Raw genomic sequence first — 13071 nt, forward strand, 5'->3', positions numbered from 1 at the left:
CCTTGAACACTTCCTCCGCGCTGCCGAGGATGGTGGCGCCGGCCTTCTGGTAGGCGCTGTCCGGACAGTCGATGCCGCTGCCGGCTTTCGTCTCCACGAACAGCTCATGACCCGCGGCGATGAGTTCCTTGACGGAAGCCGGGGTCAGTCCGACACGGTACTCGTGGTTCTTGATTTCCTTGGGCACACCAATGCGCATGGTTCGTTCACTCTCTTCGTGAAGGGATTCGCGCGGGCCTATAAACGCAGGGGTCAGGGACGCGCCAGCCAATTGCGGGAGCGAAACGCTCCTGCTAGGGCGCCGCGCCAATCATGAACGTCAGCGCAACCGGAGTGGCGGAGGACGCCAACCAAAGCCATGGCGGCCATGCACCGCAGGGGTCGTTGGCGAAGCTGGCGGTCGGCGCCGTCGGCATTGTGTTCGGCGATATCGGAACGTCCCCGATCTACGCCTTTCGCGAAACCTTTGCGGGCCATCACCAGCTCGCCCCGGACGCCATGCACATCTACGGTGTCCTCAGCCTGATCTTCTGGTCGATGATGATCATCGTGACGCTGAAATATGTCATGATCATCATGCGTGCCGACAACAAGGGGGAGGGCGGCAGCCTCGCGCTGCTCGCGCTGATCAACCGCTCGACCAGCGACAAGCGGCGGTGGACCGCCGGGATCGTCATGCTCGGCGTGTTCGCCACCGCCCTGTTCTACGGCGATTCCATGATCACGCCCGCGGTTTCGGTGCTGTCCGCCGTGGAGGGTCTGACCACCGTCAACCCGGCGTTCGAACCGTTCGTCCTTCCCCTCGCAGTCGGGATCCTGGTTGGACTGTTCGCGATCCAGTCGCGCGGGACCGCGAAGGTCGGAACGCTCTTCGGCCCGATCATGCTGGTCTACTTCCTCACTTTGGCGAGCCTCGGACTATTCCACATCTTCAAGCATCCGGCGGTGCTGTGGCACATGCTCAATCCGGGCAACGCGCTTGCCTTCTATATCGCCGAACCACTGCCTGCCTTCATCGCCATGGGCTCCGTCGTCCTCGCCGTGACCGGAGCCGAAGCCCTCTATGCGGACATGGGCCACTTCGGCCGCCGCCCGATCCGCGTGTCGTGGCTCTATTTCGTCCTCCCCGCGCTGCTCCTGAACTACCTCGGCCAGGGCGCCATGCTGCTCAGCCAGTCGCCGGCCGAAGCGCTGGAAACGGTGAAGAACCCCTTCTTCTACCTCGCCGACGAAAACTTCCGCCTGCCGCTCGTCCTGCTCGCCACCTGTGCCACCATCATCGCGAGCCAGGCCGTGATCTCCGGCGCCTTCTCGGTCACGCAGCAGGCGATCCAGCTCGGCTTCATCCCGCGCCTGCGTATTCGCCACACCAGCGAGGAGGCGGCCGGCCAGATCTACATCCCGGTGATCAACTGGGCGCTGATGGTGATGGTCATCCTGCTGGTGGTCACCTTCCAGAGCTCGTCCAACCTTGCCGCGGCGTATGGCATCGCGGTCACCGGCGCGATGTTCATCGACACGCTGCTGCTTTCGGTCGTGTTCTTTGCGCTTTGGAGGTGGCCGCGCTGGAAGGCCATTCCGCTGCTTGCCCTCTTCCTTTTCGTGGACGTGCTCTACTTCAGCGCCAACCTCATGAAGGTGCCGGCCGGGGGCTGGTTCCCGCTACTCGTCGGCGCAGTCGCCTTCACGCTGCTCACCACCTGGGCCAAGGGCCGCAAGCTGATGCTTGATCGCATGGCGGAGGCCAGCCTCCCCATGGAGGTGTTCATCAAGTCCGCCGCGACCAGCGCGGCTCGCGTGCCGGGTACCGCCGTCTTCATGACCAGCTCGGCCAAGGGCGTGCCCCACGCGCTGCTGCACAACCTCAAGCACAACAAGGTGCTGCACGAGCGGGTCATGCTCCTGACCGTGCGGATCGAGGACGTGCCCTACGTCGCGGGCGAGGGCCGGATCCATACCGAGGACTACGGCGCAGGCTTCTTCCGCGTCGTTATTCGCTACGGCTTCATGGAGGAAGTCGACGTCCCCGCGGAGCTCGAGAAGCTCCAGGGCTGCGGCCAGAGCTGCAAGATGATGGACACCAGCTTCTTCCTCGCGCGCCAGACCCTGCTCCCGTCATCCCGCCCTGGCATGGCGATTTGGCGCGAGCGGCTGTTCGCCTGGATGCTGCGCAATGCGGAAAGCGCCATGGAGTTCTTCAAGCTGCCGACGAACCGCGTCGTGGAATTGGGCAGCCAGGTCGAAATCTGAGCGGCAACCCTGCGGGTCTTCTCGCACGGGAAACTAGTTTCCCCGGCAGCGGTTGCGCCAATCATGGAACAGATCTCCTCCTGGCTGGCCCCGGTCGCCACCACCATCGCCGCGCTGATGACCGCCTCGAACCTCGGCAGCCGCATGACCGGTTACGGCTTCATCGTCTTCACGGTCGGCTCCATCAGCTGGACCATTCTCGGCGTCGCGACAGATCAGACGAACCTCATCTGGCAGAACATCATCCTTACCGCGCTCAACCTGTTCGGCGTCTGGCGCTGGCTGGGACGGCAGGCGAAGGTGGAGGACGGCGCCGCCAAGGCCGCGGAGGAGAGCGTCGCCCTGCCATCGGAGACCCTGTTCCCCGCGTCCAGCCTGGCCAGCGCCCGCGTGCTTGCCTGTGACGGAACGCCGCTCGGCACCACTGTGGACGCCATGATCGGCTGCGGCAGCGGCCGCCTCAATTACCTGGTGGTCGCCAAGGGCGGAGTCGCGGGGGTAGGGGAGACCTTCCGCAGGCTCGACTGGAGGAACGCTCGCCTGGACGACGGATCGGTCAAGAGCAGCCTCGACGAGCCGGCCTTCACGCGCCTTCCGGAGCTCGAGAAGGACAACTGGCCGGGCCGATGAGCGCCCTGATCATCACCGCGGAGCTCGGGCCGCAGGACTTCGCCTGGCTCGACACGCAACGAAGGGCCTATTTCCCACCAGAGCGCAACCAGCTCTCCGCCCACCTGACGATGTTCCATGCGCTTCCGCCCACTTCGGAAGCCGAGGTCCGGCGGGAGCTCGGCCGGCTGGCTGCAAACCCTGCGCCCCGGGCGCTGGTGGCCGGGCTCATGAACCTCGGCAGGGGCGTCGCCTACCGGATCGCCTCCGACGACCTCACCCGCATTCGCAACGAGCTTGCGGAGTGCTTCCGCGGTCTCCTCACCGCCCAGGATGCGCAGGGCTGGCGTCCGCATGTCACCATCATGAACAAGGCCGAACCCGCCGCCGCCAAGGCTCTGCTACGGAAGCTGGAAAGCACCTTCGCCCCCCGGCCACTCGCCGTCAGGGGCCTGGGTCTTCATCGCTACCTCGGCGGCCCGTGGGAGCCGCTCGGTAGCTGGTCGTTCCGTGGCCGTTAGCTGAGGTCGCCGACCCCTTCGCAGGTCAGCTCGAAGGCGGCCATACCGGCCTCCAGGACCGAGGCGAGCATCGGCATGTCCATCAACTCGTCGATCGCGCCGCCCGCCCGGACCTCGTCCATGGCCTCGCTCGTGGCCTCGTCCCAGTCGGCGGCATCGTAGGTTCCCTGTCCGACCCAGCAGAAGGCGAGCACTTCGGCCAGCTGGTCCTCGCCCAGATCCTCGAAGGCTCCGGTCAGCTCTTCCTCGACTCCGCTGTTGATGTCGTCCTCGAGGACGGAAAGAGTGCCTTCGTCCTCATCATCAACGTTGTCCGCCGCTTCCGACTCGTCATACTCCCCGGGGGTCTGCGCTTCATATTCCCGCGCCCGCAGGATGATGCGGCAGAGCGTGTCGAGGGGTGTCAGCGGATCCATTCTTTCCTCTCCTGATGTGCTCGCCAAACGAGGAGTCAGCGAGCCGGTTCCGCGCGTTGACCACCGGCACGTCCCCGCTTATATGCCCGCCCGCGCCGTCTTGCGGCAGCCTTTTCTCTCTCGCTGTCGGCCCCGCGGCCGCGGCCTTTGGTGAGGCGGAGTAGCTCAGCTGGTTAGAGCAGCGGAATCATAATCCGCGTGTCGGGGGTTCAAGTCCCTCCTCCGCTACCAATCTTTCGTGAGCCAGACTTTCTGCCCGGTCGGTCAGTCGATCGGACGCTTTGGCTCACCGCGTGGGACCGGCTCCGCCACGGACGTTCATCGCGCCACGCCCAGGATCCAGTCGTCCAGAGCCGCGCAACTGGCGGGATTGAGCCCTCTTCCTCTCGCTGCCTCAAGCCGCACGGCAATAACCTCCTGCTGCAGCAGCGGCTCGTAAAACCGCACTCCGCATTCGCCGTCCTTTCGCCAACGGACGCTGGCAAAGGTCTTCACTCGGCCGACGCGCAGGTTCAACTCGTCATCGACCTCCGGCAGCGTGTCGGCACGCAACCGCGCACCTGTGGCGGACATATCCACCAGGGTGGCTTCGTACGTCTTCGACAAGGTGCTGAGAATCGCAATGAGCGGTGCCGCTTCGCGCTTCCCAGCACGTCGTCCGCCGCCCGACGATCTTCCAAACGCAACCATCACAGGGCCCTACACAACAGGCCCCCCCCGCACCGGCTGTTAAGAGCGGATGTGTTGCCTGATTCTTGCGGAGCTCGGTTAATCGGATCGGATCGGATCGGGTCAGGCGAGGGCAGGCGAGATGCTTGCTCGTTGCGGCTTTCTTCTCGCCCATGTCGAACCAAAGGTAGCGCACGCCTCGTGCTGATCATGGACTTCTGCCGACACCAGGTCGACGTTAAGGAACAAGGACTCGGCGGCTAGCCGGCGGCATCGCCTGCAGCATCTGCCGTGCAAAGTCGCTCATGACCTGAAATGCGCGTTCGCGGTTGGTGGAAACCATGGAGATGCGCAGCAAAACCGCGTCGGGGATCTTGCCCTTCAGGTTGTCGGTCGCGACCGCCATGCGCTGCTGCGCCCAGCTGACGGGAAGATGGGTGCCGATCCGGGTCCAGTAAAGGATCTGCTCGTTCCGGGTATCTGCCGTGGCGGTCAAAGTGTTTGCGACCAGCGAGCCATGGCCGAGCGGCACCGTCATCGGCACCACGGCGGACAGTTTGTATCCGCCTGCGGGATAGCAGACCTCCGGACGATGGACCTGGAGCACGCCCGTCTGGCCGGCGCTCTGCGCGATCAGCAGCATGATCGAATCATCCCCGCTCGAATACACGCGGGTCAGCATCTGGCTGTAGAGCAGGCTCGAAAGCTGATCCTCAGGAGGGATGACGAGACCGCTGTTGCTTGCAAATTCCCAGGCGCCGAATCGCTTGGGAACAATGTCTTCGAGCTTCCGCTTGCCTAGGAAATCGATCCGCTCCGACGGCTGGCGCCACGCAGCCACGGCCGCGACCGCGGCGAAGCTGCCGCCAAGGAGGAACTTGCGGCGGTCGAGCGTCGCCCGCTGCGGTAGGGTAACTTCGGTGCTCATGCAGCAGCCTCGAGCGGAACAGGCCGATGGCGCCGGGCCGCGATACGGCCGTACAAGCTATCCAGCGCGAAGATCGTGACCAGCGCGACCGAGAACATCAGGAGCCCCGCAAAATCGTGCAGGAAGCCCTGCGCGGCCGCTTCACCCAGGTAATAGGTAATCAGGATCAGCACGATCACCCGGACGAAGTTCGAGAAGATGGCGACCGGGATCACCGCCAGCGAGACCAGCAGAAAGGCCACGAAGTTGTTGCGATGCCGCAGGTAGACGTAGAACAGACAGATCGCGCCGAGGCTGATGATGGAATTCAAGCCTGCACAGGCCGCCGCGACCAGCAGCTCGAACTGCGCGATATAGATGTTCACGCCGGAACTGGCGATCGGATAGCCAAGTCCATGGAGGAGCGCGACGGCCCACTCGGAAATCGCGATCTTGATCGGCTGCGTTACGGCGGCGACGACCGTGTCGGGCGGGGGCAGCACCAGCGCTAGGTAGACAAGGGGGAACCAGATTGCCCGCATGAAGGCGCCGCCGACCAGCAGGTAGATGCCGAGGAGGAGCGCCCCGTACATCGCCATCGCCTCGATCTCGAGGATCCCGGTGATCCGCGCGATCAGGAACACCGAGAGGAAAAACGCGATCCCGATCGCAGGGAGCCAGGGGCTCGGCATCGCGCGCTCCACCTTGGCGTCCTTGATCTCACGCAGCAGGAGCCAGATGCCGGTCGCCAGCACGATCGGCCCGTGACCGCCCTGTTCGGTGGTCCAGCTGAAGCGCGCCACGCCGATCAGCGTCGGAACGATCAGAATTGCGCAGCCGAGCAGGAAGACGATGTCCGCCGTTGATAAACGGGGGAGTATCTTTCGTGGAGGATCTTTGACTAGAAGCAATGGAGGATCTCGACTGCCTCTCGAGATAGAAGGAGTTGCAGGCTAGTAGCTCCCAGCGGTTCTGGCAATGGTTTAACCGGCTGTTCAGCCAAGGGAAGTGTCCGAAAAGGTGACGTTCTTCATCGCTGCCATTCTGCTGTTTCCGGGGTTCGTGACCCTGTTCTTTGTCGTCGAGGTTCTCGCAGGGCTGCGACGCGGCGGCGGGGCCAGCAGCGGGGGTTCGGTTGGGGAGCGTGCGACGGTGGTTGTTCCCGCACATGACGAAGCAACTGTGCTCGGCAAGACGCTGGATGCGCTGTTGAAAGCTCTGCCGGAGAACGCCGACATCCTGGTCATCGCGGACAATTGCGCGGACGACACGGCGCAGGTCGCGCGGGTTCACGGCGTGCGCGTGGCAGAACGCCATGATCTTGAACGGCGGGGCAAAGGCTTCGCTCTCGATCATGCACGATCCGTTCTCGCAAAGGATCCGCCCGGGGTCATCGTCGTGGTCGATGCGGATTGCACCATCGAACCGGCGGACCTGCGGCATCTCGTGGAGGCCGCAGCCAGGACGGGCAGGCCAAGCCAGGCCATCAATCTTCTTCGGCCGGCTCCGTCAGGTCCTCCGATGGTGCAGATCTCGACCTTTGCTTTCATGCTGAAGAACGTGATCAGACAGCGCGGGCTGCAGCGGCTGGCCGGGCGGGTTCATCTGACCGGCACGGGGATGGCGCTCCCGTGGCCTCACTACGCGAGTGCCGACCTCGCGACCTCCAGCATCGTGGAGGACATTCGTCTCGGCTTCGAGCTCGCGGAGAGAGGCGCCGCGCCGCGGCTTGTCGAAGACGCAGTCATCTGGAGCAATCCCAGCACGGAAGGCGGAACCCTGGTGCAGCGAAAGCGGTGGGAAGGTGGGTTCATCGAGATGGCACGTCGCACGGCTCCCCGCGCCCTCGCTGCGGCTCTTCGGCGAGGGGATGCGCGTGGGTTCGCAGCGGCTCTGGACCTGTGCGTGCCGCCTCTTGCGCTTCTTGGCCTGATCAACGTGGCCCTTCTGTTGGCAACGACGGTCCTGACCGCGCTGGCCGGCAGTTCGTGGTGGCCGATTATTGTCTTCGCGGTACTTCTGGGAGCGATGGGGGCCGTGGTTCTCGTGGCGTGGGCGCGAGAGGGCAGAGCGTTTCTCCCGGCGCGCGTGCTTCTGCGGCTGCCGATCTATCTCTTATGGAAACTGCCGCTCTATCTCGGGCTCGGCAGGCGCGGCACGCCGGCGGAATGGCTACGAACCGGACGGTGAATCCTGAGCGCGTCGCTGCACTCGGCGCTTAATGCGACGCGCCTGGCCCGCTGCTTCCCGTAGAAGCGGAACACGATCGAAGAAGCGCAGTGGCGCGATGTCGGACCGCGACGGACGCTGAACGGCGATCGGCGGCACGGCGAAGGTTGTCGGAACGTCCGGAAAGGACCGGCGGAACCAGACATAGGCGCCGTCGATCGGCGGAGGCGATGAATGGTCCAGCAATGCCGTCAGATAGGGCACCAGCGCCTTCGCAACGTCGGCGGAGAAGCCCATGCAGTGCGCGCCGATGATATCGCTGCCGAGGAGATCGCCGGGGGTTGCGGCCTCGTGACCGCCATAGAAGATGCCACCGACGCTCTCCGGATCCCCCGTCGGGAGCGCAGCCGTGAAGTCGGCGTCATCCTCCAGGATAAGCACGCTTGCACCCTTGCTTGCGGCTTCGCGCAGGACTGCCAGGTGGCTGAGGAACACGCCTTTTTCACCGCGGCGTCGGAACGGTTCCGGACTGTCGGGTGCTACCGCCGCGTGAAAAGAAACCCGGGGATCCCGGGCAAGTCCGATCCGCCGCAGTTCGCGTTCCATCTGCTGTCGACGATCCGTGCGCTGCGGAAGGTTGATGATGCGGATGAACTCGAAGGCCGAAAGAGCGGGCTTCATCGCGGCTCGCCCAGGTTCGTGCGCCGCTGAAAGATCTGCTCAAGTTGGACGGCCGACGCCCGAATATCGAATTCCTCGATGACGTCCTTCTTGCCCTGCTCGGCGAAGCGGGCCCGCAAGGAGGAATCGTCCGAAACCCGCTCTAGGCGATGGAGCAACTCGTCCCAATGCGAAGGAGTGAATAGCAAACCATTCACATCATCGTGAACGAGCTCTGGAATGCCTGCGACCCGGCTGGCCACCACGGGAACGCCCATCGCCATGGCTTCCATCAGGACCACGGGCAGCCCTTCCATGAAGCTGGGCAAGATCAGCACATCGGCGTTCGCGACCTCTTGCAGCGTGGCGTGTTCGGGAAGTCGGCCAAGGAAGGTGACTGCTTCCTCAAGCCCAAGAGCAGCCACTTGCCGTTCGAGTTCTGCCCGATCGGGTCCATCACCCACCAGATCGAGGCGTACGTTCGGCTGTGCCTGCCTCAGCTTGGCAAAAGCCTGGATCAGGCCGGTGTGGCCTTTTTCCGGAGACAAGCGACCGACGCAAATGAAGCGACGCCCATCGGCGGGCGCAATTGAGCGAGCCGGAAGGCGGTCCAGCTCGAGACCGCAACGCACGACCGTCAGCTTCTCCCATTCGCGCGGCGGGATCATGCGCATCGCCTGCGAACGTCCGAACCACGACACGCAAGCCACGAAGCTTGCGGCCTCGATCTTCTCCGGGAGCATCAGACCGGCTGGATAATCCAGCTCGGAGATGCCGTGCATGGTGAAGCTCCAGTTAATGCGGAGGTGACTTGAAGCGAGCAAGCCAACCGTGGCGGCAGAGTTGGCGAAGTGATTGTGAAGGTGAGTGATGCCATCAGCCCGCAAGCGACGCGCAAGGAGGATGCTCTCCCCGAAGTGAGCGATGGCCAGCAGCATCGGCCGCAACCCGGGAGGACGATGGCGCAGGGCTCGGACGAACGTTCGAAAATAGCGCATGGGTTGCGTCACGAGCGTGTCGAAGTGCGCCGCCGCGAACTCGCCAAGGCCCCGGTTCAACACCGTGAAGGTGCTGTCATGCTCCTGTCGGTCCTCCTCGGCGACGAGTTCATCTGCGCCAGGCGCTCGGATGCTGTAGGTCCGGATGTCGACGCCTTGGTCCCGGAGCGCGGCAACCTCCCTCCGGATGAAGGTGTGGGAGGTCGCCGGATACTGGCTGGTCAGGTAGCCGATCCTCATCGCGCAGCCTTGTATTCCAGCGCTCCGCTGCGCTCCCGCTGCAGGATGAAGCGAATGGCACCGATCAATTCGGGCACCTTGGCGATCATCAGCAGGGCCGCGGATTGCCACGACCAGGCAGAAGAGGGGCCACGCCGCACCGCGATCCGGGCGATCTGCAGAGCCCACAGCAACACCGGAGCGAGCAGCAGGAGCGATTGGCTCGTGAGCAGGGCGAGGAGCACGCTAGCCAGCGGTATGCCCGCAACCCACAGGGCCGCGCTTTGCAGCTGCCGGCGATACAGCGGGGTTCCGGCCACGGTGGTGACCTGGTGAACCTGAGCATAGCCGAAGCCGCCGCGCAGGGCCCGCCGCCACCATTGGCCGAACCGGTGGATGGCGGCATCGTGCTCGGTCATGGGCGCATCGAGGCGCCAGACCTTCCAACCGGCACGGCGTAGTCGGCTGCAAAGCTCCGGCTCTTCGCCCGCACGCAGGTCGGCCCGAAAGCCGCCGACCTCCTGGAGTGCGCGAACACGCATCATGGCGTCACCCCCGCACGCTTCCGCTTCGCCCACAGGCGTGTTCCATTCATCGTCACAAAGATGATTATAGGCGGAAGCTAGGGGTGACTGTTCCCGGCGCCGGCCGCACACCGCCGCGACACTAGGGTTGGAGTCGAGGAATGCCAGTGCGGCACCGATCCACTGTGGATCGACAATGCAATCTCCATCCACAAACTGGACGAACTCGCATTCGGGGTGTCGCTCGAGAAGAACGGACACTCCCTCCCGCCGCCCACGTGCGGCGGTGTGGGCCGCGCTGTCATCAAGCTCGATGACGAAGACGCCAAGCGTCCGGGCCACGTCCGGGCTTCCGTCACTCGAACCGGAATCGGCGTAAACCACCTTGTTGGTGTGGGGAAGGATCGCCCGAAGGGCACGCTCCAGCCGAGTGCCCTCGTTCCGGCCGATGACCACGACCCCTAATGTCCCGTTTCGGGCGTTTGTCGACATCGCCATTTCAGCGCGCGCCTAGCAGGCACTCGTCGAGCGGCCAAATCGTGCTAACGCGGCCGCGGAAGGGAAAAGCATATACATGTCCTGGATGGCGATACTTGGACGGATGAAGTGAAGATATTGTTTGCGCTGCCCGGCCTTCATCGCGTTGATCGAGGAGCGGAAATCTCCTTCATCGCCATTGCCTCGGAACTCGCGCGCTTGGGTGAGGAAGTCACGCTCATGGGTTCGGGCGAGCCGCGCGCGGGGCAGCCCTACCAATTTGTTCATGTCGGCGCGATGGAGCGTGAGCGCTTCGAGCGCTACCCCAAGCTGCCCCTGCTGCGCGGCGAAACGGCGTGGGAAGAGCTCACGTTCCTGCCGGGCCTGCTTAAGGCCTACCGTCCGGCGGACTATGACGTCACCCTGACCTGCAGCTATCCTTTCACCAATTGGGCGCTGCGCCGGGTCGGGAAGGGTGGCGCTCGCCCTCCGCACGTCTTCGTCACTCAGAACGGGGACTGGCCGGCCTACGATCAGCGCGCCGAATTCCGCTTCTTCGGCTGCGACGGACTGGTCTGCATCAACCCCAATTACGAAGCCCGTAACCGGGAACGCTACCGCTGTGCACTGATCCCCAACGGCGTGGATCGCGACCGCTTCACGCCCGGGCGGCCGGAGCGCGAGCGCTTCGGTCTTGATCCCGCGAGGCCCGTGGTCCTGATGGTCAGCGCGATGATCGCGAGCAAGAACGTGGACCGGGGTATTGAAGCGGTCAGCCGGGTTCCCGACGCGCAGCTTGTCGTGGCGGGGGACGGCCCGCTTCGTGGAGCGCTGGAGGCGCAGGCGAGCCGCATGCTGCCCGGTCGCTTTCACCAGTTGCGTGTGGCACCTGAGGACATGCCTGCCCTTTATCGTTCGGCGGACGCGTTTCTGCACCTGTCTCGCGACGAGAGCTTCGGCAATGTCTACGTCGAGGCCCTTGCCTGTGGCACGCCGGTCGTCGCCTATGACCTACCGCGCACGCGCTGGATCGTCGGAGACGAAGCGTTCCTCTGCGATGGGGAGGATCCGGACCAGCTTGGCTGCACGATCACCGAAGCGCTGCGATGCGGCGACGAGCGAAGGCAGGCCCTTGTGCGGCGATCGGAGGCGTTTGCCTGGCCCGTAATCGGAAGGGCTTACCGCGACTTTCTCGAACAGGTCGTTTCCGCAAAGCGCAACGCGACGGTTGACGCCCGTCCGGCAATCTGACGATGCTCCCCTTGGCAAGTCGCGGAAGGTAGCCCGTCCTTGAAGTGGATCTTCATCTTATTCCTGCTTGGCTTCACGCCAGCGCTGGCGGCTTATCTGCGCGGCCAGCCCCGGTACTTGCCTCACGCCTGCTTCGCCATGGCCGGCATGCTCTTCTTCCTCGACCCGTATCTCTACGTTGCGCCCGTGTCCTGGCCGGCATGGCCTGGACCCGTCAAAGGCGTAGAGGTTTCCCTGATCGATGGTGTGGCGATCGCCATCATCGCGGCGACGCAGGGACGCGCCCGGACTCCGCTACTGCTGAAGATCGGCATCGCGATCTTCGGAACGGCGCTCGTGGTCTCCATATTCGCCGGCCAGCAGAAGTGGCCCAGCTTCTTCTACGCGTGGCAGGTGCTGCGCGCAGTCCTCGTATATGTGGCTGTTTCGCGCGCGGCCGCCGCGGATGAGCGCGTCCCGATCGCCATCCTGTCCGGCCTCGCGGTCGGGGTGTTCATCAATTGCCTGACCGCCGTTCAGCAGTTCCTCGGAGGTGACATCCAGGCGGGCGGTCGGATGGGTCACCAGAACCTGCTCGGGATGATGACGCACTTCGCTGTCATGCCGGCCTTCGCACTTCTGCTGGGCGGGCGTCGCACGCTGCTTGCTGCCGCCATCGTCGCTGCAGGGGCGGTTATCGCAATTGTCGGCGGGTCACGTGCGACCATCGGCCTGTTCGGCCTAGGACTCGTGGTCACGACCTTGCTGTCGATGCGCAACCACATGACGGGTCGCAAAGGCGTCTTTGCTGGCGTCGCGGTTGCCACACTCGTCCTGGCAGCGCCGGTGATGATGTGGGCGGTCGATCGGCGTTCCGAGGCGTCCAAGGCATCCAGCAACCAGGAGCGTCAGGCCTTCATCAACGCCGCCAAGATGATGATCGCCGACCATCCGTTGGGCGTTGGAGGCAACCAATATGTTCTGGTCGCAAACATCGGCGGCTATTCAGGGCGCGCGGGGGTGGCCTGGAACGCAGGCAATCGAGCAGCGCCCGTTCACAATCTTTATTATCTCACCACGGCCGAGCTGGGCTACCTTGGCCTTGCCGGGCTGCTCACCATCATCGTCGCATTGGTCCAGTACGGTCTCGCGTCCCTCCGACGCGTGTCGGGCGAGCGGGCGGATTTCGCGGTAGGAGCCACGGCTGTCATGATCGTGGTCGCCGCGCACTCCTACTATGAGTACATCACGGTCACCTTCTACGTTCAGTATCTGCTCGGCATGATGGCCGGGATCCTGGTCGGGGTGACCTCTGCGGTAACCGGACGGAAAGCCACTCCGGTCCATGCACCATTAGTTCCGCCGGCAAGCAGGGACGTCACAGCGCCGCCGCCTGTCCCGGTGAACAGTCCGCTATACTAA

13 protein-coding genes, 1 tRNA gene and 1 pseudogene are annotated in these 13071 nt (G+C 64.3%); 7 read left to right on the plus strand and 8 right to left on the minus strand.

Going from position 1 to position 13071, the window contains the following annotated elements; all coding sequences use genetic code 11:
- Positions 1–199, minus strand: a pseudogene (locus JT720_RS12655) (alanine dehydrogenase); the annotation flags it as partial.
- A 113-nt stretch (positions 200–312) separates the two neighbouring features.
- On the opposite strand from JT720_RS12655, the gene JT720_RS12660 reads away from it, so the two are divergent.
- From JT720_RS12660 to JT720_RS12670, 3 genes are all read left to right on the plus strand, one after another.
- Positions 313–2250: a potassium transporter Kup gene (locus JT720_RS12660; protein WP_205481673.1), complete on the plus strand. Its 1938-nt coding sequence runs from the start codon at positions 313–315 to the stop codon at positions 2248–2250.
- Positions 2251–2313: 63 nt separating this feature from the next.
- Positions 2314–2880, plus strand: a complete 567-nt coding sequence (locus JT720_RS12665) for a PRC-barrel domain-containing protein (RefSeq protein WP_205481674.1) — start codon at positions 2314–2316, stop codon at positions 2878–2880.
- Entirely contained in the window at positions 2877–3380 is a 504-nt protein-coding gene (locus JT720_RS12670) for a 2'-5' RNA ligase family protein (RefSeq protein ID WP_205481675.1), read from the plus strand. The genes JT720_RS12665 and JT720_RS12670 overlap by 4 nt, the downstream gene beginning before the upstream one ends.
- Here the strand turns inward: JT720_RS12670 and JT720_RS12675 are convergent.
- Positions 3377–3796, minus strand: coding sequence for a DUF3775 domain-containing protein (locus tag JT720_RS12675; protein WP_205481676.1), 420 nt, complete (start codon positions 3794–3796; stop codon positions 3377–3379). The two genes, JT720_RS12670 and JT720_RS12675, sit on opposite strands and share 4 nt — an antisense overlap.
- Positions 3797–3950: 154 nt before the next feature.
- On the opposite strand from JT720_RS12675, the gene JT720_RS12680 reads away from it, so the two are divergent.
- Positions 3951–4027 (plus strand) — tRNA-Met (locus tag JT720_RS12680).
- An 87-nt stretch (positions 4028–4114) separates the two neighbouring features.
- Here JT720_RS12680 and JT720_RS12685 read toward each other — a convergent pair.
- From JT720_RS12685 to xrtV, 3 genes are all read right to left on the minus strand, one after another.
- Complete coding sequence (locus JT720_RS12685; RefSeq protein ID WP_205481677.1) at positions 4115–4486, minus strand: PilZ domain-containing protein; 372 nt, start codon at positions 4484–4486, stop codon at positions 4115–4117.
- 217 nt (positions 4487–4703) lie between these two features.
- The gene (gene epsI / locus JT720_RS12690) at positions 4704–5393 is read right to left on the minus strand and encodes an exosortase-associated protein EpsI, V-type (RefSeq protein ID WP_205481678.1); all 690 of its coding nucleotides are present in this window, start codon (positions 5391–5393) and stop codon (positions 4704–4706) included.
- Positions 5390–6283, minus strand: coding sequence for an exosortase V (gene xrtV / locus JT720_RS12695; RefSeq protein ID WP_205481679.1), 894 nt, complete (start codon positions 6281–6283; stop codon positions 5390–5392). Before xrtV ends, epsI begins: the two co-directional genes overlap by 4 nt.
- A gap of 97 nt (positions 6284–6380) precedes the next feature.
- Between xrtV and JT720_RS12700 the strand changes: the two genes are divergently transcribed.
- Positions 6381–7562 carry a glycosyltransferase gene (locus JT720_RS12700; protein ID WP_205481680.1) on the plus strand — a complete coding sequence of 394 codons (1182 nt, stop codon included), beginning with the start codon at positions 6381–6383 and terminating at the stop codon, positions 7560–7562.
- On the opposite strand, the gene JT720_RS12705 is transcribed toward JT720_RS12700, so the two are convergent.
- From JT720_RS12705 to JT720_RS12715, 3 genes are read right to left on the minus strand one after another with little or no spacing between them, the layout of a single operon-like run.
- Positions 7545–8222, minus strand: a complete 678-nt coding sequence (locus tag JT720_RS12705) for a glycosyltransferase family 25 protein (RefSeq protein WP_205481681.1) — start codon at positions 8220–8222, stop codon at positions 7545–7547. The genes JT720_RS12700 and JT720_RS12705 overlap by 18 nt on opposite strands.
- Complete coding sequence (locus tag JT720_RS12710) at positions 8219–9439, minus strand: glycosyltransferase (RefSeq protein ID WP_205481682.1); 1221 nt, start codon at positions 9437–9439, stop codon at positions 8219–8221. Before JT720_RS12710 ends, JT720_RS12705 begins: the two co-directional genes overlap by 4 nt.
- Positions 9436–10440 (minus strand): glycosyltransferase family 2 protein, encoded by a 1005-nt coding sequence (locus tag JT720_RS12715; RefSeq protein WP_237219994.1) that lies wholly within the window; start codon positions 10438–10440, stop codon positions 9436–9438. The genes JT720_RS12710 and JT720_RS12715 overlap by 4 nt, the downstream gene beginning before the upstream one ends.
- 108 nt (positions 10441–10548) lie before the next feature.
- Here JT720_RS12715 and JT720_RS12720 point away from each other — a divergent pair, with 108 nt between their 5' ends.
- Positions 10549–11670, plus strand: coding sequence for a glycosyltransferase (locus JT720_RS12720; RefSeq protein WP_205481683.1), 1122 nt, complete (start codon positions 10549–10551; stop codon positions 11668–11670).
- 39 nt (positions 11671–11709) lie between these two features.
- On the plus strand, positions 11710–13071 hold the full coding sequence (locus JT720_RS12725) for an O-antigen ligase family protein (RefSeq protein ID WP_205481684.1): 1362 nt from the start codon (positions 11710–11712) through the stop codon (positions 13069–13071).

Source organism: Sphingomonas arenae (assembly GCF_016924655.1).
In the GTDB taxonomy this organism is placed as follows: Bacteria; Pseudomonadota; Alphaproteobacteria; order Sphingomonadales; family Sphingomonadaceae; genus Sphingomicrobium; species Sphingomicrobium arenae.

Coding starts and splice junctions, on each gene's coding strand:
- JT720_RS12660 (WP_205481673.1), top strand. CDS start 313: ATGAACGTCAGCGCAACCGGAGTGGCGGAGGACGCCAACCAAAGCCAT.
- JT720_RS12665 (WP_205481674.1), top strand. CDS start 2,314: ATGGAACAGATCTCCTCCTGGCTGGCCCCGGTCGCCACCACCATCGCC.
- JT720_RS12670 (WP_205481675.1), top strand. CDS start 2,877: ATGAGCGCCCTGATCATCACCGCGGAGCTCGGGCCGCAGGACTTCGCC.
- JT720_RS12675 (WP_205481676.1), bottom strand. CDS start 3,796: ATGGATCCGCTGACACCCCTCGACACGCTCTGCCGCATCATCCTGCGG.
- JT720_RS12685 (WP_205481677.1), bottom strand. CDS start 4,486: ATGGTTGCGTTTGGAAGATCGTCGGGCGGCGGACGACGTGCTGGGAAG.
- epsI (WP_205481678.1), bottom strand. CDS start 5,393: ATGAGCACCGAAGTTACCCTACCGCAGCGGGCGACGCTCGACCGCCGC.
- JT720_RS12705 (WP_205481681.1), bottom strand. CDS start 8,222: ATGAAGCCCGCTCTTTCGGCCTTCGAGTTCATCCGCATCATCAACCTT.
- JT720_RS12710 (WP_205481682.1), bottom strand. CDS start 9,439: ATGAGGATCGGCTACCTGACCAGCCAGTATCCGGCGACCTCCCACACC.
- JT720_RS12715 (WP_237219994.1), bottom strand. CDS start 10,440: ATGGCGATGTCGACAAACGCCCGAAACGGGACATTAGGGGTCGTGGTC.